22 protein-coding genes and 1 tRNA gene are annotated in these 21628 nt (G+C 64.0%); 13 read left to right on the top strand and 10 right to left on the bottom strand.

Translation table 11 applies throughout. The features are described from left to right. The first annotated feature begins 29 nt into the window (after positions 1–29). From ACW18A_RS00665 to ACW18A_RS00640, 6 genes are all read left to right on the top strand, one after another. On the top strand, positions 30–1925 hold the full coding sequence (locus tag ACW18A_RS00665; protein WP_492022902.1) for a DUF262 domain-containing protein: 1896 nt from the start codon (positions 30–32) through the stop codon (positions 1923–1925). Between the two features lie 90 nt (positions 1926–2015). Continuing rightward, positions 2016–2246: a DUF6626 family protein gene (locus ACW18A_RS00660; RefSeq protein ID WP_492022901.1), complete on the top strand. Its 231-nt coding sequence runs from the start codon at positions 2016–2018 to the stop codon at positions 2244–2246. Beyond that, the gene (locus tag ACW18A_RS00655) at positions 2243–2437 is read left to right on the top strand and encodes a hypothetical protein (RefSeq protein WP_492022900.1); all 195 of its coding nucleotides are present in this window, start codon (positions 2243–2245) and stop codon (positions 2435–2437) included. The genes ACW18A_RS00660 and ACW18A_RS00655 overlap by 4 nt, the downstream gene beginning before the upstream one ends. Before the next feature lie 255 nt (positions 2438–2692). After that, positions 2693–3691 carry a hypothetical protein gene (locus tag ACW18A_RS00650; protein ID WP_492022899.1) on the top strand — a complete coding sequence of 333 codons (999 nt, stop codon included), beginning with the start codon at positions 2693–2695 and terminating at the stop codon, positions 3689–3691. Further along, positions 3672–4625 (top strand): hypothetical protein, encoded by a 954-nt coding sequence (locus ACW18A_RS00645; RefSeq protein WP_492022898.1) that lies wholly within the window; start codon positions 3672–3674, stop codon positions 4623–4625. The genes ACW18A_RS00650 and ACW18A_RS00645 overlap by 20 nt, the downstream gene beginning before the upstream one ends. Before the next feature lie 127 nt (positions 4626–4752). Continuing rightward, positions 4753–5319, top strand: coding sequence for a recombinase family protein (locus tag ACW18A_RS00640; protein ID WP_492022897.1), 567 nt, complete (start codon positions 4753–4755; stop codon positions 5317–5319). Here the strand turns inward: ACW18A_RS00640 and ACW18A_RS00635 are convergent. The 5 genes from ACW18A_RS00635 to ACW18A_RS00615 form a co-directional block, all read right to left on the bottom strand. Beyond that, complete coding sequence (locus tag ACW18A_RS00635; protein ID WP_492022896.1) at positions 5316–5648, bottom strand: hypothetical protein; 333 nt, start codon at positions 5646–5648, stop codon at positions 5316–5318. The two genes, ACW18A_RS00640 and ACW18A_RS00635, sit on opposite strands and share 4 nt — an antisense overlap. 342 nt (positions 5649–5990) lie before the next feature. Continuing rightward, a complete protein-coding gene (gene darG, locus ACW18A_RS00630) occupies positions 5991–7028 on the bottom strand; it encodes a type II toxin-antitoxin system antitoxin DNA ADP-ribosyl glycohydrolase DarG (RefSeq protein WP_492022895.1) in 1038 nt (345 codons plus the stop codon). A 7-nt stretch (positions 7029–7035) separates the two neighbouring features. After that, positions 7036–7710, bottom strand: coding sequence for a type II toxin-antitoxin system toxin DNA ADP-ribosyl transferase DarT (gene darT / locus ACW18A_RS00625; RefSeq protein WP_492022894.1), 675 nt, complete (start codon positions 7708–7710; stop codon positions 7036–7038). A 103-nt stretch (positions 7711–7813) separates the two neighbouring features. After that, positions 7814–9136 carry a DUF6538 domain-containing protein gene (locus ACW18A_RS00620; RefSeq protein ID WP_492022893.1) on the bottom strand — a complete coding sequence of 441 codons (1323 nt, stop codon included), beginning with the start codon at positions 9134–9136 and terminating at the stop codon, positions 7814–7816. 227 nt (positions 9137–9363) lie between these two features. Further along, positions 9364–9440, bottom strand: a tRNA-Arg gene (locus ACW18A_RS00615). A 168-nt stretch (positions 9441–9608) separates the two neighbouring features. Between ACW18A_RS00615 and ACW18A_RS00610 the strand changes: the two genes are divergently transcribed. Continuing rightward, complete coding sequence (locus ACW18A_RS00610) at positions 9609–11357, top strand: gamma-glutamyltransferase family protein (RefSeq protein ID WP_492022892.1); 1749 nt, start codon at positions 9609–9611, stop codon at positions 11355–11357. A 3-nt stretch (positions 11358–11360) separates the two neighbouring features. Here the strand turns inward: ACW18A_RS00610 and ACW18A_RS00605 are convergent, their stop codons facing one another. Next, on the bottom strand, positions 11361–12821 hold the full coding sequence (locus ACW18A_RS00605; protein WP_492022891.1) for a sensor histidine kinase: 1461 nt from the start codon (positions 12819–12821) through the stop codon (positions 11361–11363). Beyond that, positions 12818–13540, bottom strand: a complete 723-nt coding sequence (locus ACW18A_RS00600) for a TVP38/TMEM64 family protein (RefSeq protein WP_492022890.1) — start codon at positions 13538–13540, stop codon at positions 12818–12820. Before ACW18A_RS00600 ends, ACW18A_RS00605 begins: the two co-directional genes overlap by 4 nt. A gap of 159 nt (positions 13541–13699) precedes the next feature. Here ACW18A_RS00600 and rpmH point away from each other — a divergent pair, with 159 nt between their 5' ends. The 6 genes from rpmH (at position 13700) to ACW18A_RS00570 (ending at position 19827) form a co-directional block, all read left to right on the top strand. Further along, complete coding sequence (rpmH, locus tag ACW18A_RS00595) at positions 13700–13834, top strand: 50S ribosomal protein L34 (protein WP_013268133.1); 135 nt, start codon at positions 13700–13702, stop codon at positions 13832–13834. Between the two features lie 30 nt (positions 13835–13864). Next, positions 13865–14290, top strand: a complete 426-nt coding sequence (gene rnpA, locus ACW18A_RS00590) for a ribonuclease P protein component (RefSeq protein WP_492022889.1) — start codon at positions 13865–13867, stop codon at positions 14288–14290. 5 nt (positions 14291–14295) lie between these two features. Continuing rightward, positions 14296–16128: a membrane protein insertase YidC gene (gene yidC, locus ACW18A_RS00585; protein ID WP_492022888.1), complete on the top strand. Its 1833-nt coding sequence runs from the start codon at positions 14296–14298 to the stop codon at positions 16126–16128. Then, complete coding sequence (yihA, locus tag ACW18A_RS00580) at positions 16125–16766, top strand: ribosome biogenesis GTP-binding protein YihA/YsxC (RefSeq protein ID WP_492022887.1); 642 nt, start codon at positions 16125–16127, stop codon at positions 16764–16766. The genes yidC and yihA overlap by 4 nt, the downstream gene beginning before the upstream one ends. 197 nt (positions 16767–16963) lie before the next feature. After that, positions 16964–18850: a cobaltochelatase subunit CobT gene (gene cobT, locus ACW18A_RS00575; protein ID WP_492022886.1), complete on the top strand. Its 1887-nt coding sequence runs from the start codon at positions 16964–16966 to the stop codon at positions 18848–18850. After that, complete coding sequence (locus tag ACW18A_RS00570) at positions 18850–19827, top strand: esterase-like activity of phytase family protein (protein WP_492022885.1); 978 nt, start codon at positions 18850–18852, stop codon at positions 19825–19827. The genes cobT and ACW18A_RS00570 overlap by 1 nt, the downstream gene beginning before the upstream one ends. A gap of 85 nt (positions 19828–19912) precedes the next feature. Here the strand turns inward: ACW18A_RS00570 and ACW18A_RS00565 are convergent, their stop codons facing one another. The 3 genes from ACW18A_RS00565 to ACW18A_RS00555 are packed head-to-tail and all read right to left on the bottom strand — an operon-like array spanning position 19913 to position 21626. Further along, positions 19913–20497: a demethoxyubiquinone hydroxylase family protein gene (locus tag ACW18A_RS00565; protein ID WP_492022884.1), complete on the bottom strand. Its 585-nt coding sequence runs from the start codon at positions 20495–20497 to the stop codon at positions 19913–19915. Beyond that, positions 20475–21008: a disulfide bond formation protein B gene (locus ACW18A_RS00560; RefSeq protein WP_492022883.1), complete on the bottom strand. Its 534-nt coding sequence runs from the start codon at positions 21006–21008 to the stop codon at positions 20475–20477. The genes ACW18A_RS00565 and ACW18A_RS00560 overlap by 23 nt, the downstream gene beginning before the upstream one ends. Before the next feature lie 42 nt (positions 21009–21050). Then, entirely contained in the window at positions 21051–21626 is a 576-nt protein-coding gene (locus ACW18A_RS00555) for a YqaA family protein (RefSeq protein ID WP_492022882.1), read from the bottom strand. Positions 21627–21628 lie beyond the last annotated feature (2 nt).

The following is a 21628-nucleotide window of genomic DNA, read 5'->3' as shown; positions in this document are numbered from 1 at the left end:
CTAAGTGGTGCCGCAACGAGGGGGCTAACTTGGACGCGAAACCGCTTTCTATCGGAAAGATTCTCAGCGAGCGGCAACGCTTCATCGTCCCGATTTATCAACGCACCTACGCTTGGAACCAGCGTGAACTGGAACCCTTGGTCGAACAGATCGAGGGCAAGGCAGACGAACTGCTGAAAACGGGCAAGGTCGCCTTTTCGCACTACATGGGCGCACTCCTGCTGATACCGGACAGCGACCCCGTGTTCGGGCGAATCCAAGCCTTTAACGTCGTGGACGGGCAGCAGCGGCTCACCACGTTCCACCTCTGTTTTGCGGCTCTAAGGGATGTCGCGAGAACCTACGGCTTCGAGTCCGTGGCTCGCCAGATTTCCGACCTGATCGTCCATAGCGATGACACGCCCATGCAGGACCGATCGACCGAACGCTACAAACTAGAGCCGACCACCTACGACAGAGTCCTCTTCCGGCAGATCATTGATCTTGACCGGCCCGCGCTCAGGAAAAAATACCCAGATCACTTCTTCAAGAACGGCAAGATCAAAAACACCGCTCCGGGTCCCCTCTGGGCATACTGGTATTTCTGGGAGGAAGCTGACGACTACATCCGCGAGGGTCAGTGGTTGTCGGACCGGGCCAACTATGATCAAGCCAGCCTTCAGAAGCGGCTTCTCGCGCTTTCGACGGTCTTGTTCGAGCATTTCCGTCTGATCGTCATCACCCTCGCGGCCGACGACGACGCTCAGGTCATTTTCGAAACGCTGAACAGCGGCGGCAAACCGCTGGCGGCCATGGACCTTGTCCGCAACGATGTCTTCCACCGTGCCAATCGTCGCAACGAAGACCAAGAGGCATTGCTCGAAGAGCACTGGTCGGAATTCGAGCAGCCGTTCTGGAAGCAGGAGCAGACGCAGGGCCGCATCAAAAAGCCGAGGATCGACTTTTTCTTGGGTCACGTCCTCGCAGCCGAACGGGGCGCAGTGATTTCGCTCGGAGAACTGTTCTCTGAATACAAAGCGTTCGTGACCGCCAGTGAGTTCGAAAGCACCTCCGCCGAACTACGCGCGCTGACCAAATACGCCCCCGCCTATCGTCAACTCGCCGAACCCTCCGCTAGCGGCGAGCTATCGAAGATTTCGCGACGCCTGAACACGTTCGACCTCTCGACGGCCTATCCGCTGGTGCTCGTGATCGCCCAATCGGACGCCGACGAAGAGATCAAGGCGAGGCTCTACGACCTGATCGGCAGCTACGTAATTCGGCGTGCGATTTGCTACCTCACCCCGAAAAACTACAACAATCAGTTTGTGGAAGTGGCCGCCTACCTGAAGAAAAATGGCGTGACTGAGGATGCCTTCTTCTCGGTCATGGAGTCGAAAAAGAATGCCGACACCTCTCGATTCCCGACCGACGCCGAGTTCAGCGCAGCCATCCGAAATCGCCCCCAATACGGTTGGATTCCCCAGCATCGCCTGAAGCTGATTCTAGAGGAGCTAGAGTTTGCCATGCGGGACAAGTTCAACATCCAAGGGACGCTTCAGGAAGGACTGACGATCGAACACGTCTTGCCCCAAAAATGGACCACGCATTGGCCATTGCCGAGTGGTGCCGTGGCACCCGCCGACTTTATCAGCGGTGTCGATGATGCGATGCGTGCAGAGATCGAAGCCCGTGAAGGCGTAGTGCAGACCCTGCCAAATCTGACGCTCCTGACGCCGCCTGCAAACTCGTCAGCCAGCAACTTTGACTTCGAGGCCAAACGCGTTCGCCTTCATGAGTCTCTCCTGAAGATCAATCTAGCAATAGCGGCCGAAGCCGCATGGGATGAACCAGCGATCAAGCGTCGTGGTGACGCTATGGCCGCCGCAGCGATCGCGCTTTGGCCTGCTCCAAAGCCGTCCGCCGATGGATCAGCCGCGATCTGAGGCGTGTCCACATCAGCAAGGTAGACGCGATAGGCGACCGGGCACCAAGCGCGGCGATCGAGATAAATATCGGAAACGAAAGGCTCCGATATGGACATCTACTACCACTTCGAACGGCGCGGCCTCACCGACTCTCACCGGCACTTCAGCAGCACATGGCTGGGCCGGGCCGAGAACTACCTCTGCCTGCGTGGCAACCGGGGACCATCGGCTGATGCCCTCATCGAGCTATTCCAGAGCCTCTGGCGAGCAGGTCGCCTCGGGTTGGCACTTAGGGTCGCGTGGACGGTCCTTTGGCTAAAGCCGGAGGCCCGTCGATGATCGATGATGATGATCTGCTCTTTAGCGACACCAACCTCGAACGATGGAGAAACGGAGAACTCCCCGATAATTGGTTCGGCGACCAGATCGGTATCCTCCTCATTCGTTGTTGGGCTCAGTCTGCACATTTTGATGAGCTTCTCGCGACCGGAGCCCCAGATTTGGTGGCGCGTCTGAACAAGCCACTTTGAGCGGCCCGTGATTCTGCTGTTGATGGCTACCAGCCGTTGGCTTCCAAGATATTTCGTTGACGGATTCGCGACCCGTGAGACACTCCGCCCGATGATCACCACTTCAAAAATCGACCGCCTCTTACGAGGCTGAGCAGGTGCCCAGCCTCCCTTGGAGGCTCCATGATTTCATCAGACGTTCCATCCCATTTGCAGGTCTACGAAACCGCGCATCACGGCCGAGTCTCCCCTCTGCATGGGTGGCTGTTGGAGGTAGTGGCCGATCTCGACGTGGTGTCACCCGGCACCCTTCTTCATGCGACGAAAGCTGGTCCTCGTTGGCGACAGGCTGTCGCTCTCGCCGCAGCCCATGGCCTTCTCGAAAACCCGACGTCGTTCCTGACCAACGCAAACGGCGATGGAGGCGCCGAGGCCTCGTGGGAAACCGCTTTGGCCGAGGTTGCGATGTCAGTCCGATCGATGGACGCCGACGCCATCATCGAGACGGCGGTTCCCTATCTGCCAGAAGGCCTCAAGGGCGCGATGGCCAAGCTCGGCTATCGCTTGATGGCGCCGCCGGATTATCGCGATCTCGTTGAACTCTTGGGCAGCGATAATCGGCAAGACCGTGCGCGAGCGAAAGCCCTCCGCCAAATGAACGTGCTCGACACCGACATCCTGCACGGTGTTCGGACTGTGGACTCAGTTGGCCTGATGCCAGAGGTTCTTCTTCGACTTCGGACGCCGGAAACCGTGGCGCGGTTCAACGAACTCCTCGGTTTGATCCGGAGCCTTTGCAGCACAGCTTCCGATGACGCGATCGCCCAAAGCCTGACCGGCCAGACCGGAGGGCTGCGCCTGACGAGGTGGGCGGAGAACTGGTTGGAGAAAGCCGACCGGTTGCCCACCATCGGCGGCCCTATCGACGACGACCCGGAGTTGGTGAGGATCACCCCCGAGAACGCGGCGTCCATCGGCCGGGAGTTCAGCAACTGCATCCATACCAAATGCGCTCGTCTGGCCTCCGGCGTTTGGTCGGCGTGGGTGATCAAGCCGTTCGACGTGATCGCCACTCTGACCAAGGTGCGGGATGGCTGGCTTCTCACCGGGGTCCACGGACGAGGAAATCTGCCGGTCGAGTGGGAGGCGAAAGCGCGGGTCGAAGACAAACTTCGTTCAGTCGGTGTGCATGCCTTCACGCCTGTTCCGCCCGCACCGCAGCTTAACGGGTTCTCTTTGATGAGATGGCACGACTTTGACGAAGACTTCGAATGACAACGAGCTAGTCTCTGGGCGGAGCGGCTTCGTCGAGATGCAGACCCGCCAGCACCTTGCCGGGCTCAACGCCCAAGGCTTGACACCAATCGATCAGTTCCAGTGCGCTCAGGTTCCGTTCAATGGCCTCCACCTTGCCGACAAAGGACGGAGGCTTCGTCAGCCGGACGGCGAGGTCGCGCTGAGTAAGCTTGGCCGCGTGGCGAGCCTGCACGAGCGCGGAAATCAAAGCTCGATGAACGGGAGAGGAGACCCAAGCGGGCATGGCGCGAACATCCGGAGGATGTTGGCGTCATTGCCGCGCTTCGTTTATGCTCCCACGGTAGGAGCAACGGGGTGGTTCATGCGTTTTCTAATCTTCGTGATGCTGCTGGCGGCGTGTGGTGCTCCATTGGATGATGTCGGAGAAACAGCCCCGCAACCGGCGGTGGCTGTTTCTATTGCGTCAACACCTACTATCGATCTGCCAAACGAAGAGCGTGAGGCCGACGACCCGGCCCCCGCCGAAGGTGCGCCGTCGGTCGCTCAACAAATGGCACAAGGGGGCTCGGATGCGGCGGCTAACTGGGACAACCGAGTGCTTGATCTGGCCCTATCGGGTCGCCTCGCAGCCGCGTTTCCAGACCAAGTCATAAACTATCGGGCGACCAGTCCCCGTAGGGGCGCACCCTTACAACTGGAAAGCCAATACATCGACATGACGCCCGCTGGTGAGGCCCAGATCATTGTCAGGATACGAAACGTTGGCCCTCGCACAATCACCGGAACCTACCTGCTGGTCTGTGGGGTTCTGGATATTAATGGCGACACCCAAATGAGCCAGAGCCCCGTTGATGTGGCTGGCCTGTCCCCCACGCAAGCGATGGCTACAGCAATGTTTGTCGATGGCGTTGGGAGTTTGAACGCGGAATGCGACGTCGTAGAAGCACACTGAATCCTGTCCCACACCGCCACGCCCTAGCGGGACGATGCCGGTAGTTCGACCTACTGCCCCACAGACATGAAGTTCGCTTTTTGGGACGGGCGTCCCACATCGTCTTGGAACTCAGTGGGGAGAATCCATGATCGCAGGCGCCCTCGTCGGATACGCAAGGACTTCATCGGCCGAGCAGTTGGCCGGTCTCGAAGCACAGAAGGCTGAACTGCACGCCTTGGGCTGCACCCGCGTCTTCGCCGAGCATGTCTCAAGTGTGGATGCGAAGAGACCCGAACTCGAAGCGGCGTTGAACTGGTGCAGGGAGGGAGACACCTTCGTCTGCACTCGACCCGATCGACTGGCGCGATCCGTCACCGATCTGCTCGCCATCGTGGAGACGCTGAAGGCCCGAGGCATGGCGATCCGCATCCTCTCCATGGGGGTCGATACCAGCACAGCGACCGGCACCCTCATCCTTCAAATCCTCGGCGCCGTGGCGGAGTTCGAACGGACCGTCATGCTGGAAAGACAGCGGGCGGGAATCGCCAAGGCGAAGGCAGAGGGCAAATACCGGGGAAGGGCGCCGACCGCCCAAGCCAAGGCCGCCGATATCCGCCGCCTGAGCGAGCAGGGAGCCACTGTGGCCGACATCGTGCGCCAGACAGGCGTCAGTCGATCCAGCGTCTACAGGATCGCCTCTGAGGCCGCCTAGTGGGTGACGCCCCCATCCCAGACGCTGGGGGGAAGACGATCGCTCCACTTGAGCTTGAACGTCACGGCGTCGATGGAGGATTCGATCGCGAGCCAGAAGAGGCCCCGATGATCGTCGCGACGGCCGACGATGTGACCGTCAAAGCCATCATCGTCGAGCCAGTCGGCGAGTTCGTCGAATAGCGTGCGTTCGCCCGCATGAAAGGCGCGGCAGTCCTCAGCGGTCTGGTATCCGGGGATGCTGTAGAAGTGTTGGAAGGCAATCGAGCCGAAGGCGACGGATCGAAAAGCACGGCAGTCGCCTAGGGCGATATCGGAGGAGTGGGGCATATCCGGATCATCCCGGAATCGGCTTCTCCCCGTCCATATCTTCCGCCGTTGAACTCCTCGGAGTTCGACCCAACTGCACGAGACTGACCAATCGAGAGAGGGCGAAATGAACCACGAGGAAACGGTAGAACCCAACGATCAGAAGGGATCGTCCGAGGACCGTCTTGAGGCACCCAGCCGGATTCGTTCCGGGCGCGCCACTTCTTCCCCCACACCTGTAAACACTGCGGTTTTACCGTCTGGGGGACCGTCTTCGGACGATTGCTACACTACCCTGCTACACAATTCCCACGACGATCTGGGATCAAGCTCCGGTAAATCCTCGGGAAAACAGCCGGGCGACTAGTGAGCCATCCAGCCTTCGGCAGTGAGGCGAGCGTAGGCCCTGCCTACCAGATGCTCAGTCATGAGCTTGCGCTTCCTCTCGTTCCAAGATTGGACGTAGGCGAGAACCGTGTGCTCATTTGCTGACGGGCCGATTTTGGCCGCTGCCCAATGCACGGTCGCGAGAAGCTCCATACCAAATGGGGTTTCGTATCCTTCGATCAGCGAAGATATCCGCTCAACGCGCTGCGCGGTTTCACTGCCCAACTCCCCAAGAAATTCGTGCGCCGACTTAACCGCATCAGGCTGAACTTGGATTTCTGAAGGACTGTCCAAATCACCTAAACCAGTGATGTATGCGCCCTCCATCTTTAGCAGGACATGGTTCAGTTCGGGCGCATATGGACCGAATTTGTGCTGAGCAAATTTCAAGCTGAGAGGTTCGCCTGAGATCGTCAGAAAATACATTAGCTTCTGAACCTCGATCTGAGTGAGCGAGTATTGGAGGCGTTGATACATCGAAAGAACGGAAACGACCGCTGCTCTCCCTGCCGTCATTCGAGGCGGTGTTGCCTCAGCAGCAAGTTGGCGACGCTCATTGCTAGGAGCAAACAAGCGTAGTTCCACGTCAGGAATTGCAGAAAATGCCTCCGCGATCAGCGGCTTTACGTCGGCCCATTCCAAACCTCCGTTCCCGCATCCGAGCGGCGGCATGGCTATAGATTTGATTCTAAGATTTCGAATCTGCGTCACCAAATCCGTGAGACCTTCTTTGATGAACTCGATCTTTGAGTTTCCCTTCCAATGCTTTTTGGTAGGGAAATTGATGATGTATTTCGGCATAACGAGACCGCCGCAGTCGAAGATGAACATCTTCCCAACTTCAACTTCACCGGCTTTGCATGCACGCTCATAAGCCCGGAAGTTATCCGGCCACCGTCGCTTGAACTGAAGGGCGATGCCCTTGCCCATAATTCCGACCGTGTTCACGGTATTGACGATAGCGTCAACATTTTGCTCTAGAAGGTCGCCGTTCGTAGGAATGATATTTGTCATTTTGAACCTATATATACCATTCGCGCTTGGTCTTAACTTGGACGTCCAGCCCGATCTGACTTAGCAAAGCTTCAACCTCTGCTTTCTTACGGTCGCTGAACACTCCAACGCCCCGGATGTGAGCAACAGGAAGCTGATCATGGACGAGAAATTCAGCTTGTCTCGTCTCTCTTCGGGTAGCGTATTGCGGCTTATCGACCGGATTATGGAAATATTTTGCGAATCCGCCGATCAGCGGTTCATCAAAAAACATGTCCCAGTCGATCTGCCCAATCTCGTCGAGAGTGTCATAAAAATCCGCAAGGGCCGTGACGGGATGGTGCGTTGCGAATGCGAAAGGCAGGCCCGCCTCCACGATTTTATCTGCACGGAAAACGAGGTGCACGATGTCGTCCTGCTTGACTGTGCATCCCGGCACTTTGCCGTAATGAATGGCCATCAACATTGGCTGGCGTGGCGCAAAGTGAAACGGAACGTAGTCATGCAGCACGCCCCGAACTCCAACCGGAACAGGCGTCCTCGACCGACGATCTTGGATGTTTTCGTAAGCGATGTTCTCGTGCGCCAAGCCTCCGGCGATCAGCCGATTTTTGGACAATAAAGCCCCGCTGGCGGCAATCCGACTAAGATTCGGAATCGCTGTGATGTGAAATACGCGAAGCGGATCAGGGGGCGCAGCCATCGCGTTGTATTGTGCCCCCATCCCGCCAATGCAATTCGAATCAGCGTGACGGTATCACGGATTTATGCGGAACATAGTAGGAACAATCGCCGCTTTAGAAAGCTCAGCTATTCATCAAATGTGAGAGATCGAGATCAGGATAGCGCACGAGGTTCAACGCTTCGACCAGCGTTCCAACCCGATACCCGCTGCCATAGGCGTCAGACACAGAGGCCGATCCACCGGAGCCGCCTGATCGAGACCAGCCACCCAACGAGAGGGCTATATCTCGATCCACGCGCGCCTCACGCATGGCGTCTCGAAAGTTATGTCGAAGGCTGTGGAAGCAGGTCTTTGGCGCATCCGCTCCGGCCTTTCTAACAAACCGCCTGAACCACTGCGAAAACGTCGAGGACCGATAGCCCAAGCACCCCACTTCGATCTCGCCGAAGAGCTTGGCGTCTCGCGACGTTCGCCGCCCATCAACAAACTTCATGAAGCCGAGATCAAGAAGATATGGGTGGACCGGAACGAGTCTCTCGCTCGATGAGGTCTTGAGCCGCTTGTCCGTTTCATCGGCCTCGCTCGATGCGGTGACCCAGAAGCAGGGGGCGTTCTCAATGACTTTGATGTCCGCCACATCGAGTTGGCAAATCTCGTTCAGTCGGAGGCCGCAGAATAGGCCGATCAGCGGAATCCAGAAGCGGGCGGTCTTGGGTCTCTGGTCGCCGGGCCTTGCGTAGCCGTGGCCATCGTCTTGGCAACCGACATAGAGCGGCGCCGCGAAGATCGCTTGAAGCTGTGTCATGGAGAACGGAAACCGCTTCTCACGGCGAAGGACCGGATCAGGCACCTTCAGACCCACGGCGGGGTTACGGTCGATGAACTGCTCCTTCATCGCCCAGTTGAACACGCCGCACAGCTTGTTGAGATAGGTGTTGATGTTCGCTGGACTGATCAGGTCCTTGCGACCCGTCTCGCGAGATTTCGCGGCGATCTCGACGGGCGACAGTTTCGGGTAAATCTTGGACGAGTTGCGCGGAAGCCAGCGCAAAAGTTCGATCATTTCCCGGCAGTGCGCGCGGGTGATCGACCGGATCGGAGTATCGCCGCCCAAGAGGGATAGAGCCTGTCTCCGGGTGGTCTCGTAAGCCATCCTCGTTCGTGGCGACCAGTCCCGAGTGGGGTCAGTCATGTAGATATCGTAGACCTCTCGGAGCGTCAGGCTGGCGACCACCTCGGTAGAAGAAGCTTCGGCGCGGATCGCCAGTTTCGCATCGGCGGCCGACAGAATTTTGTGATCGACCGGTAGCCCGGCTTTCGAACGAGCAGCCTCAAAATATCGCTCAATCGAGGCAGCGATTTCATGGGACCGGCGCAGGGCGACCGTTAGGCTGTCCGTCCCTAACGACCGCCAGATTTCCCTCTTGCCGACAATCGAAAGCAAAGAGGTTGGCACTCGCTGCCGGAAGTAGAGCCTACCGCTCCGCCACATGATCCGAGGCCGTTTGTGTAGATAATTTGTGTAGCAGTCGCCCGGCTGTTTTCCCGAGGATTTACCGGAGCTTGATCCCAGATCGTCGTGGGAATTGTGTAGCAGGGTAGTGTAGCAATCGTCCGAAGACGGTCCCCCAGACGGTAAAACCGCAGTGTTTACAGGTGTGGGGGAAGAAATGGCGCGCCCGGAACGATTCGAACGTCCGACCCTCAGATTCGTAGTCTGATGCTCTATCCAGCTGAGCTACGGGCGCGCACAGGCCTTTACGGCGAGGGCGGGTATCTAGCGGGTCGTCTTCGCGGGCGCAACCCGGTTTTCGAGGGCTTTGTAAAACCGGTGCTTGGCGAGGCGGACAGCGGGGCCTAGGTCGGGGGGAACGCCTCTCCGCGTCAGTGTTTTTCGGGCCGCCCCGCAGATGATCATGTCGAAGTCGCCGCTCCGTTCCCTGCTCGTCGCGGCCATGGCCTTGTCGCTGACCGGGTGCCAGACCGTGACGGTCGGCCACGCCCCCGCCCCGGCCCGGACGGCCCAGGTCGTCGAGACACCGGTTGCGTCGCCGGCGCGGGGACCGTTCGTAGCGGCGGCCAACCCGCTGGCGGTCGAGGCCGGGATGGCAGTGCTGCGGCGCGGCGGGTCGGCGGTCGACGCGGCGGTCGCGGTCCAGGCCGTGCTCGGCCTCGTCGAGCCCCAGTCGTCGGGCCTGGGCGGCGGGGCCTTCATCATGGTCTATGACGCCGACACCGGGGAGGTCACCACCTACGACGGGCGCGAGACCGCACCGGCCGATGCGACGCCCGAACTGTTCTACGAGAACGGCCGGCCCCTCTCTTTCTTTGACGCGGTGCTGAGCGGCCGGTCGACCGGGGCGCCCGGTGCCGTGGCGGCCCTGGCCATGGCGCAGGAGACCCACGGGAACCTGGACTGGTCCACCCTGTTCGGCGATGCCGAGCGGCTGGCCCGCGACGGCTTCACGGTGAGTCCGCGCCTGGCAGGCTTCATCGGCGGTCAGGGTCAGGCCCGCACGCGCTGGGCAACCGAGTATTTCACCAAGCCCGACGGGACCCGATACGTGGCGGGCGACACCCTGCAGAACCCGGCCTATGCCCGGACAGTGGCGACCATCGCCCGCGACGGGATCCAGGCCCTGCGCAGCGGACCGATTGCCCAGGCCATCGTCGACACCGTCCATGCCGAGCCGCGCCCGGGCTCGCTCAGCCTTGCCGACCTCGCAGCCTATCGCCCGCTCGCGCGCGACGCCCTGTGTCGTCCGTTCCGGGTCTATGTGATCTGCGTTCCGCCGCCGCCGTCCAGCGGCGTGGCCCTGCTGCAGCTCCTTGCCATGGCCGAGACCCCGACCGCCGCCCCTGTGCTGGCAGAGGGCGAGACCAGCGCCGGCGCCTGGACCCTGTTCGCCCAGCTGCAGCGGCTGATGTACGCCGACCGCGACCGCTATGTCGCCGACCCGGCCTTCGTCGGCGTGCCCGTCGCGGGGCTGCTGGACGCCGACTATGTCGCCGGGCGCGCGGCCCTGGCACCCGGCCTGACCGGTGCCGCCACGGCCGGGGCACCGCCCGGAGGCGTGTTCCGCGCCCCGGACGCCACGGCCGAGCCCGCGGGCACGTCGCATCTGGTCGTCGTGGATGCTGAAGGAAACGCGGTCTCGATGACCACGACGGTCGAAAGCATCTTCGGTTCGGGCCGGATGGCGGCGGGCTTCTTCCTCAACAACCAGCTGACCGACTTCTCCTTGTCGCCGGTGACGGCGGAGGGCGCGCCGGTCGCCAATGCCGTGGCGGCGGGAAAGCGGCCCCGATCGTCGATGTCGCCGATCATCATCCTGGATCGGCAGGGTCGCCTTGTGGGAGCCATGGGATCGCCGGGGGGCTCGGCGATCCTGGCCTACAACGCCAAGGGCCTGATCGGGACCCTGATCTGGGGCCTGCCGGTCCAGGCCGCATTCGACCTGCCCAACCTGGTCGCCAGGGGACCGGGTATCGGGGCGGACACAGCGCGCTTCGGGCCGACCCTGACCGAGGGCCTGGCGCGGAACGGCATCGTGCTCCAGCCCAATTCGTCCGAGACCTCGGGCCTGCATGGCGCAATCTGGCGCGGGGATCACTGGGACGGCGGAGCCGACGACCGCCGCGAGGGCGTGGCCCGCACCGAATAGGGTTCAGCCCGGCAGGCGGACCTCGAACGTCGTCCCGGTCGGGCCCGTCTCGACCAGCCTGAGCTCCCCGCCGTGATTGGCCGCCAGTTCGCGCGAAATGGTCAGACCCAGACCCGTGCGGTCCGCGGAGCCGCCGCTGACAAAGGGTTCGAACAGCCGTTCCGACAGGCGCGGCGGAATGCCGGGTCCGTCGTCGATGATACGGATGATGCACCAGCCGGGCTCGCCCGAGCCCTCGATCAGGACAGAGCCGAGAGGGCCCTTCTTGGGTGTCGCGCGTGTGGCGTCGCCTTCGATGGCCTGGCGGGCGTTGCGCATCAGATTGACGAGGATGCGATGCAGCTGGTCGGCGTCGGCCGCGACGACGAAGCGCGACGGGATGGATTTCACCAGTCGCACGCCGTGGCCTTCCAGCCCCGCGTCCTCGGCAGCGGAGCTCGCGGCGGCGGCCAGCACGATGCGGTCCAGAACCGGCGCAGGCTCCTCGGACTTGCCATAGTCGAGGACATTGCGGGTCAGGGCCGCGGCGCGCCCCAGGGCCCGCTCCAGCCGCGGCAGGGCCTTGGCGACCTGGGGGTCGGCGGAATCGGCCAGCCGCTCCGACGCGATCTGGGCCGACGTCAGCATGTTCCTCAGATCGTGGTTGATCTTGGCCACCGCCTCGCCCAGCGCCACCAGGCGCGAACGGGAACGCAGGGCCTGGCGCACTTCTTCCTGCATGCTGGCCAGTTCCCGCTCGACGCGGCCGATCTCGTCATGACGGTCCGACGGCGTCGGGGCGACGGTCTGGGGGTCGGCGGCGAAGCCTTCGATGGAGCGGGTCACCCGGCGCAGCGGCTGCAGCACCAGGAAGGACAGGCCGGCGTACAGAAGCCCGCCCGCCACCACCGAAATCAGGATCGAGACCAGCAGACTGTTCAGCAGGAAAGCTCGCAGCTCGACCTTCAGCGGCTCGGCCGGCGCAACCACGTCGATGAAGTCGCCAGAGCGGTAGCGGGGCGCTGCGCGGGCCCGGATCGACCGCTCGGGATCGCCGAACAGGGTCCGCACCGGATCGAGCAGTCGCGCGCCCAGGCTGCGGTGGCGCAGGTCGATGAAGTCGGGTGCCCGAACCAGATTGGGAGCCTGCAGCAGCTGGCGCATCACGCCCTGGTCGCTGATCGCCACCGCCGACACCCCGCCGATGCGCAGAAGCTGTTCGGCCGTCTGGTCGTCCACGGCACTGTAGGGCAGGGCCTCGACGCCGACCGAGGCCAGCTCGGCCGCCTGCAGCCGGTCCATCAGCCAGCGTTCATGGAAGCTTGCGGCATTGGGCCCGAGGATCAGGGCCTGCACCGCCAGGGTGAACAGCACGGTCAGCAGCAGCAGGCGCGACGACAGGCCGTCGGGCGCATGGGGCGTCAGCCACTCGCGCCAGTCGGCGGGCAGACGCAACCGATCCAGCGGGTCGCCAGCTCCGCTCACGTCGCCGCCCCTCCCGGCAGACGTGCCTGAATGGATTTGAGGATCAGAGGCAGGACGACGGCCAGAACGAACACGCCCGCCATCGGCGCCCAGAACTGACCGAACAGGGCCTGGATGTCCGGGTTGGGGTTCTCGGCCAGAAGCTGGTTCAAACGCGCGCCGATCCAGCAATAGATGATGTGGGCAGGCAACAGGCCGATCACCGTCGCGACGGTATAGGGCATGAGGCGCACCGACATGATGCCGGCGGCGATATTGATCATGTGGAAGGGCACCACGACGGCCAGCCGCGACGCCAGCACATACCAGAATGTATCCTTGTCGATGGCGGCGCAGACCTTCTTGAGCATTCCCTGATCGCGTTCGGCCTTGTTGCGCAGGTCCTGGCCGAGGGCCGAACGCGCGACAGCATAGACGATCAGGGCGCCGACGGTGGCGGCGATCGAGGTCGAGACCCCGCCGACCCACGGCCCGAACAGGTACCCCGCCGTGATGGTGACGAAGAAGACGCCGGGCACCACGCTGGCGGTCGCGATCGCGAACACCGCCATCAGCACCAGCAGAGCCAGAATATAGTTCTCGCTCGCGAAGGCCCGCAGCTGAACACCGTGGTCCCGCAGGGTGTCCAGAGACAGATAGCGGTTCCAGCCCATGCCGAAGATCAGGGCTATGACGCAGGCCAGCACGACGAGAGGAAGAAACCGTTTCAGGCGATCCATGGCATTTCCAACGGTGGCACCTTCAACGGATCGGGGCGTTTCCCGGCTATAGGACGTCGTCGTCGGCGTTGACAGCCGCAGCCCCTCCGCTTATACGCCCGCCCTTCCCGCAGAGGACACGTTCGTCCCCCGCGCCACTCATAACCCCTGGAGCCGACCGTGAAGCGGACCTATCAGCCGTCGCGACTCGTGCGCAAGCGCCGTCACGGCTTCCGTTCGCGGATGGCCACCAAGAACGGACAGAAGATCGTTGCGCGGCGTCGCGCCAAGGGCCGCAAGAAGCTTACGGCTTAAGCGGCCTGCCCCCTCGGACCGAGGGGACCGATGACGATTGCCATCACAATCCATCGCCTGACCTCGCGGCCCCAGTTTCTGGCGGCCGCGAAAGGCGTTTCTCAGGCCCGTGGCGCGGTGGTCGTGCAGCGGCTGGATCGCGCCGACGGAGACGCGACGATGCGCATCGGCTTCACCGCCACGCGCAAGGTCGGCGGATCCGTCGCCCGCAATCGCTGCAAACGACGCCTGCGCGAGGCCGCGCGGGCCATGGTTGGACAGCATGGCGTGCCCGGAAGCGACTATGTCTTCATCGCCCGGCAGGGCACGGCGGACCGCCCCTGGGAGCGTTTGCTTGACGATGTGAAATCGGCGCTTACAAGGCTCGCGACCCCTGCCGCCGGCCCCGGACCGGCCCGGCCGGCCACACCTTCTCCCGACACGCCCGCCCCCCTTTCCGACGACCTGGACCGCTGATCCGAATGAAGAACGAGAACACGCGCAACATGGTGATCTTCGCCGTGCTGACGGCGGCGATCCTGATCCTCTACCAGGTCTTCGTGATGGGCCCGCAGATGGAGGCTCGGCAGGCCGCCCAGGAAGCCGCCGCCGCCGCCGAACAGACTGCGGCCCCGGCCGGAGCCACGGCGGGTGCCGTTCCCGGCACCACCGCCACGGGCGCGCTGACCTTCGTGACCGACCGCCTCCAGGCCATGGGCCGGGTCCCGCGGATTCCGGTCACGACGCCGACGCTGCAGGGTTCGCTGTCGCTCCAGGGCGGCCGCATCGACGACCTGTTCCTGACCGGCTATCGCGAGACCCTCGACGCGGGCGCGCCCCCGGTCGAGCTGTTCCGGCCCCAGGGCATGGAGCACGCCTATTTCGCACAGTTCGGCTGGGCCGGCCCCAATGTGGCGGGTGGCGTGCCGGGCCCCAACACGGTCTGGCGCCTGACTGCGGGGTCGACCCTGACCGAGACATCCCCGGTCACCCTGACCTGGGACAACGGCCAGGGCCTGCGCTTCACCCGGGTGATCGCGATCGACAGCCAGTTTATGTTCACGGTCACCGACACGGTGGCCAATCTGGGGACATCGCCGATCGTCATCGCCCCCTATGGCCGCATCGAACGTCAGGGCGTGCCGGCTGATCTGGGCAAGAACCAGATCCTGCATGAGGGCGGCATCGGCACCTTCTCCAAGGGCGACGGCTATGTCACCACCCAGCTGAAATACGGCGACTGGGCCAAAAAGCCGCGGGAACAGTTCGAATCGACCGGCGGCTGGCTGGGCATCACCGACAAATACTGGATGGCGGCCCTGATCCCGCCCCAGACGGAGAAGGTCGAGGCCGAGTTCGTCGTCACGGACGCCGGCGGCTACAACATCCATGAAGCCCGGATGCTGGGCGAGGCGCGCACCATCAATCCGGGTCGCCAGATCACCGAGGTCCAGCACCTGTTCGCCGGGGCCAAGCGCAACGAGATCCTGTCCGCCTACGAGAAGCAGTACGACCTGCCGCGCTTCATCTATGCGATCGACTGGGGCTTCCTGTTCTTCCTGACGCGGCCGATCTTCCTGCTGGTCGAGTTCTTCTACGGCCTGGTCGGCAACTTCGGCGTAGCCATCCTGCTGCTGACCCTGACGATCAAGCTGATCATGTTCCCGCTGGCCAACAAGAGCTACGAGAGCCTGTCCAAGATGCGGAAACTCCAGCCGCAGATGGAAAAGATCAAGGAACAGAACAAGGACGATCCCCAGGCCCAGCAGAAGGCCACGATGGAGCTGTACCAGAAGGAGAAGATCAATCCGCTGGCGGGCTGCCTGCCCATCCTCGTCCAGATCCCGGTCTTCTACGCCCTCTACAAGGTGCTGTTCGTCACCATCGAGATGCGGCATGCGCCCTTCTTCGGCTGGATCCGCGACCTGTCGGCACCGGACCCGACCAACATCTGGAACCTGTTCGGCCTGATCCCGTGGGATCCGTCTTCGGTACCGCTGGTCGGAAACCTGATCGGCTCGCACGCCGGCGGCTTCACCCTGGCGCTCAGCGTCCTGGCGATCATCTACGGCTTCACCATGTGGCTGCAGCAGGCGATGAACCCGCCCGCGCCTGATCCGGTCCAGCGCCAGATCTTCGCCTGGATGCCGATCATCTTCACCTTCATCATGGCGGGCTTCCCGGCGGGCCTGCTGGTCTACTGGGCGTGGAACAACGTGCTCTCGATCGCCCAGCAGTATTTCATCATGAACCGCTTCGGGGCCGAGAACCCGATCGATGACCTGATCACCAGGCTGAAGAAGAAACCCGCTTGATCGATTACGCAGACGAAGAGATCGAGGCTGCGCGGGTCCTGTTCCAGCGCCCCGCGACCTTCGTCATGGGCGCGGCCAAGATCGAGCAACTGCCCGAGCCGAACCTGCCGGAGATCGCCTTCGCCGGACGGTCCAACGTCGGCAAGTCCAGCCTGATCAACGGCCTCGTCGGCATGCACAAACTGGCGCGGGCCTCCAACGAGCCCGGCCGGACACGCGAGGTCAACTTCTTCGATCTGGACGGCAAGATGCGTCTGGTCGATCTGCCCGGATACGGCTGGGCCAAGGCGTCGAAGACGACTGTACGCCAGTTCCAGAACCTGGGTCGCGACTATCTGCGCGGCCGGGTGACGCTGAAGCGCGTCTATCTGCTGATCGATGCCCGCCACGGCCTGAAGTCGGTCGACACCGAGGCGCTCGACGCCCTCGACCTCGCCGCCGTCAGCTATCAGATCGTCCTCACCAAGGCCGACAAGATCAAGGCTCACGAGCGCGACACGGTGGCGGCGGCGACGCTGAAAGCCATCTCCAAACGCCCCGCCGCCTTCCCGGCGGTCGCCGTCACCTCGGCCGAAAAGGGCGCGGGCCTGCCGGAGCTCCGCGCCGAGATCATGCGGACGACGGGCGCGGAGATCTGATTCCCTTCCTTCTCCCGGTGGGAGAAGGTGGCTCGCGAAGCGAGACGGATGAGGGTTCGGCCTCACCGGTGACGCACGACCCTCACCCTTTCGCGCAAGGCGGCTCGCTACGCTCTCCGGCGCACAATCCCTCTCCCAACGGGAGAGGGAGCCCGTCTGCTCTGGCCTCGCCAGCCCTGACCGCTTAACTAGCCCCCATGCCCCCCGCCGACACCCCTGCCGAGGTCTTCAAGCGCGCGCTCGCCCATGCGGCCCGCGCCCTCGCGGAACAGTCCGAGCTCGAGGTCGTGTTCGGCTCGGACGGCCCCAAGCTGATCGGCGGCGTGCTGACCCTACCCCATCCGCCGCGCACGCCGTCGGACAGCGACAGCGCCACCATCCGGGGTCAGGCCGACCGGCTGGCCCTGCGTCTCGCCAACCACGACCCGGCGATCCACTCGATCCTGCGCCCGACCGACAGCCGCGCTGCCGAAGTGTTCGAGGCCGTCGAACAGGCCCGCGTCGAGGCCCACGGCTCCACGGCCCTCGCCGGCGTCCGCAACAACATGAACGCCGCCCTCCTGACCCGGCTGGAAAAGATGGGCGCGCTGCGCGTCACCCAGGCCGACCGGGTCCCCGTCGGCGAGGCCGTCGCCCTGCTGCTGCGCGAACGCGTCACCGGCCAGCGCGCGCCCGACGGCGCCGGCGCCATGCTCGATCTGGTCCGCCCTGACATCGAGGCCAGGGCCCACGACCAGCTCGACAGACTGGCCGAGACCGCCGGCGACCAGGCCGCCTTCGGCAAGGCGTTGAAGGACGTTCTGCGCGCCCTCGACCTCGACCCCGGCGACGGCCGCGGCGACGACACCTCCGAGGATCAGGGCGACGAGGAACCCGATCCCCAGGAACCCGAGGCCAGCGAGGACCAGGACGACGAGGAGGACGAGAGCGGCGGCGAGGGCGGCCAGTCGATGGACGGCGCCTCCGAGGACCCCACCTCCGATCAGGACCGCGACGCCCGTCCGGACGGCTCTCCTGCAGAGCGCGACGGCGACGCCGCCGACGACGGCCCCGACGTGGCCGAGGGTGCGCTTCCGAACCGGCAGGAGAACCCGGACGACGGCCGCGCCATCGACGCCTATCGCGTCTTCACCACCGCCTTCGACGAGGTCGTGGACGCGTCTGACCTGTGCGATCCCATGGAACTGGACCGGCTGCGCAGCCTGCTGGACCAGCAGCTGACCATCCTCTCGTCCGTCGTCGCCCGTCTGGCCAACAAGCTGCAGCGCCGCCTGATGGCGCAGCAGAACCGCAGTTGGGCCTTCGATCTCGAAGAGGGCGTCCTCGACACCGCCCGCCTGACCCGCGTCATCACCGATCCGACCAGCCCGCTGTCGTTCAAGATGGAAAGTGAAAGCCCGTTCCGGGACACCGTCGTGACCCTGTTGCTCGACAACTCCGGCTCGATGCGCGGGCGGCCGATCATGGTGGCGGCGGTCTGCGCCGACATCCTGGCGCGCACGCTGGAGCGCTGCGGCGTCAAGGTCGAGATCCTCGGCTTCACCACCCGGGCCTGGAAGGGCGGACAGGCACGCGAGGCCTGGATCACGGCCGGCAAGCCGTCGATGCCCGGCCGCCTGAACGACCTCAGACACATCATCTACAAGGCCGCCGACGCGCCGTGGCGCCGGGCGAAGAAGAACCTCGGCCTGATGATGCGCGAGGGCCTGCTGAAGGAAAACATCGACGGCGAGGCCCTGTCCTGGGCCCACGACCGGCTGAAGGCGCGCCCCGAGTCACGCCAGATCCTGATGGTCATTTCCGACGGTTCGCCGGTGGATGATTCCACCCAGTCAGCCAACGCCGCCCTGTATCTGGACAAGCACCTGCGCGCCGTGATCGAGCGGATCGAGACCCAGAGCCCGGTCGAACTGATCGCCATCGGCATCGGCCACGACGTGACCCGCTGGTACCGCCGCGCCGTCACCATCGTCGACGTCGAACAGCTGGGCGGGGTCATGATCGAGAAGCTGGCGGAACTGTTTGACGCGGCCCCGAAACAGGCGGCGAAAACGGGCGGTCGGCGCCTGAGACGCGCGGCGTGATGCGGCTGCTTTTCCGCGCGGCGATCTCGCTGGCCCTCATGGGCATGGCGGCCTGCGCGGCCATGGCGACCGCGACGCCCGGCCCCGTCACCGGCCCCGACCATTCCGTCCGCATGGAGGCCCGGCACGTCCCTCTCGGCATCGGTGGCGCCACCCTGGCGCCCGGCGTCACCTGGGCGGGCGGCCTGATCCTGCGCGGCCCTGACCTGCATGGGCTTTCCGATCTCAGGATCGAGGGTGATCGCGCCTGGGCCGTCAGTGACTTCGGCGACCTCGTCCGCTTCACGATCCGGCTCGACCGCACCGGCCGCCTGACTTCTGCCGACAGCGCCATCAGCCGCCCCCTGACCGGCCCGGACGGTGCCGTCCTGACGCCCAAGGCCAATGCGGACGCGGAAGGGCTGGCCCTGCTGCCCGACGGCCGCGTCCTGATCAGCTTTGAGCGGGACCACCGCATCTGGTCCTACGGCACCCGAGCGGACGCGACCCCTGTCGCCGTGGCGCGGCCCGATGCCGCCTTCGCCGAGAACGAGGGCATGGAGGGGCTGGCCAACGCACCGGACGGCGGCTGGCTGGTGCTGGGCGAAGCCGGCGGGGCCTGGGTCTGCCATGCGACCTGCTCGGCCCTGGCGTCCGCGCCGGTCATGCCCGCCGACGGGTTCCGCTTCACCGGCGCCGACGTGGACCCGGCCGGGGGCTGGTTCGTGGTCGAACGCTACTACAGCCCGCCCCTGGACATGCGAGTCCGGGTGCGGCGGTTGTCAGTGGACGGCATACTGTCAGAACCCCTGATCCAGCTGCGCCCGCCCGCCTCGACCGACAATTTCGAGGGCGTCGCCGCTGTGGTCACTCCGACCGGGACGCGCCTCTATCTGCTCAGCGACGACAACGACAACCCACTGCAAAAGACGCTGCTGCTGGCGTTTGATATTCCTCCCCCCTCGGGGGAGGTGGCGCGGCGCTCCTTCGCGCCGTGACGGAGGGGGCTCACCCCAGACTTCGGCGTGTGGGTTTGACCCCCTCCACCGCTTCGCGGTCCCCCTCCCCCGACGGGGGAGGATTTCAAACCCGCTCTGACACCTTGATCGCCACCCGGCACCCCGCCTTGATCACGGCGCTCAGCAACCGGTAGCCCGGTGCCTCGCGGCTGCCGTTCGCCACCGCGTGGTCGTGGTGTTCCAGTTCCTCGTCGCGGAACTTCGTCAACTCCGCCGCCAGCGCCGGTTCACGATCCGCCAGTTCGGCGATCTGGTCGGCGTAGTGTTCCTCAATCACGCTCTCGACGGCTTCCGTGCAGGCGTGTGCAGCCTTCTCGCCCATCAGGGCCGTCGCCGTGCCCAGCCCCGTCGCCGCCAGGGACCACAGCGGCAGCAGGACCGTCGGTCGCACGCCGTGTTCGGTCAGCAGGGCGTCGAAGCGCGCCTTGTGCACCTCTTCCCCGGCCTTCATCCCGACCATGTCATTGACGATAGCTTGCTTGCCGCGGACGCCTTCGAAGACCCTGGCCTGGGCCTCGTAGATCTTGACCGCCGCGAACTCCCCCGCGTGATCGACGCGCAGGATCTCGGCCATCCGCGCGCGCATCGCCCCCAGCCCCGGACGAGGCAGAGGAACGCGACGGGGCTCAGTTTCTAGGGGCTCTGGCATCCTTGGGCCTCTTGGCGGCGAGCAGGCTGAACCCTGCAAGTGCAGCGGAGATCAGGGCGTTCCATCCTGCCATGGACAGGCCGAGGAAGCTCCACGTCACCGCGTCGCACATGGCGATCCGGACGGCCGGACCGGTGCCCAGCGCCAGCGAGGTCAGACCTTCCAGGTCCGCGCCCGCGCCGCCACCGGCGCAAAGCGCCGGCAGCTCCCACCACTTGAGCTCGCCTCCGGCATGGAAGCCGGCCGTGACCGCGCCCGTGGCGAAGACGGCGAACAGCAGGAAGGCGGCGATTCGCGGGGTGCCCCGACGCGCCTGGCTGATGACCGCCCAGAGCGTGGCGACCAGCGAGATCGCCACGGCGCCCCAGAAGACTTCGCGCTGCTTGAGGCAGAGGTTGCAGGGGTCCAGGCCCGCGAACCGCTCGAACGCATGGGCCGCGCCCAGCATCGCCAGCGAGATCGCAAGGGCGAAGGCGGTCCACCAGCGGGTTATAAAACCATAGACGCTCATGACGACGTTCTTAGCTGTGCCGGAGGCGTCCGTCGATGCGCCCTAGAGAAGCTTCAGCGCAAGGAACCCGCCGACCAGCAGGACCAGGGCGACCACGAACGACAGAGCCAGGCGCTTCTCCACGATCTCCAGCATGGACGGTCCCCAGGTCTTGAGGATCCAGGCCTCGAGGAAGAACCGCCCCGACCGGGTGATAGCCACGGCCAGGATGAACAGACCCAGGTGGAAATGCGCCAGACCGGCCGCGATGGTCACCAGCTTGAACGGGATCGGGGTCAGCCCCTTGCCGAGGATCACCAGGAAGCCGTTCGATGCGAACCACGACTGATAGACGCTCATGTCCATGCCGTGACCGAAGAACTCCAGCAGCCGCAAGGCTACGGGCTCCAGAAAGACGCCGATCGCATAGCCGAGCAGCCCGCCCAGCAGGGACGCAAGGGAACACACCGCTGCATAGCGATAGGCCCGATCCGGTCGCGACAGGATCATCGGTGCCAGCATGACGTCCGGCGGGATCGGGAAGAACGACGCCTCGGCGAAGGACACCACCGCCAGCGTCTTCTCGGCATAGGGCTTGCGCGCCTGTTCGAAGACCCAGTCGTAGAGTTTGCGCAGCATGG

This window comes from Brevundimonas sp. AVps5 (assembly GCF_058681515.1).
Note: the sequence above shows the minus strand (reverse complement) of the source record. Positions and strands in the feature narration are given on the sequence as shown.

Coding starts and splice junctions, on each gene's coding strand:
- ACW18A_RS00660 (WP_492022901.1), top strand. CDS start 2,016: ATGGACATCTACTACCACTTCGAACGGCGCGGCCTCACCGACTCTCAC.
- ACW18A_RS00655 (WP_492022900.1), top strand. CDS start 2,243: ATGATCGATGATGATGATCTGCTCTTTAGCGACACCAACCTCGAACGA.
- ACW18A_RS00640 (WP_492022897.1), top strand. CDS start 4,753: ATGATCGCAGGCGCCCTCGTCGGATACGCAAGGACTTCATCGGCCGAG.
- ACW18A_RS00635 (WP_492022896.1), bottom strand. CDS start 5,648: ATGCCCCACTCCTCCGATATCGCCCTAGGCGACTGCCGTGCTTTTCGA.
- darG (WP_492022895.1), bottom strand. CDS start 7,028: ATGACAAATATCATTCCTACGAACGGCGACCTTCTAGAGCAAAATGTT.
- darT (WP_492022894.1), bottom strand. CDS start 7,710: ATGGCTGCGCCCCCTGATCCGCTTCGCGTATTTCACATCACAGCGATT.
- ACW18A_RS00610 (WP_492022892.1), top strand. CDS start 9,609: ATGTCGAAGTCGCCGCTCCGTTCCCTGCTCGTCGCGGCCATGGCCTTG.
- ACW18A_RS00600 (WP_492022890.1), bottom strand. CDS start 13,540: ATGGATCGCCTGAAACGGTTTCTTCCTCTCGTCGTGCTGGCCTGCGTC.
- rnpA (WP_492022889.1), top strand. CDS start 13,865: ATGACGATTGCCATCACAATCCATCGCCTGACCTCGCGGCCCCAGTTT.
- yidC (WP_492022888.1), top strand. CDS start 14,296: ATGAAGAACGAGAACACGCGCAACATGGTGATCTTCGCCGTGCTGACG.
- cobT (WP_492022886.1), top strand. CDS start 16,964: ATGCCCCCCGCCGACACCCCTGCCGAGGTCTTCAAGCGCGCGCTCGCC.
- ACW18A_RS00570 (WP_492022885.1), top strand. CDS start 18,850: ATGCGGCTGCTTTTCCGCGCGGCGATCTCGCTGGCCCTCATGGGCATG.
- ACW18A_RS00565 (WP_492022884.1), bottom strand. CDS start 20,497: ATGCCAGAGCCCCTAGAAACTGAGCCCCGTCGCGTTCCTCTGCCTCGT.
- ACW18A_RS00560 (WP_492022883.1), bottom strand. CDS start 21,008: ATGAGCGTCTATGGTTTTATAACCCGCTGGTGGACCGCCTTCGCCCTT.
- ACW18A_RS00555 (WP_492022882.1), bottom strand. CDS start 21,626: ATGCTGCGCAAACTCTACGACTGGGTCTTCGAACAGGCGCGCAAGCCC.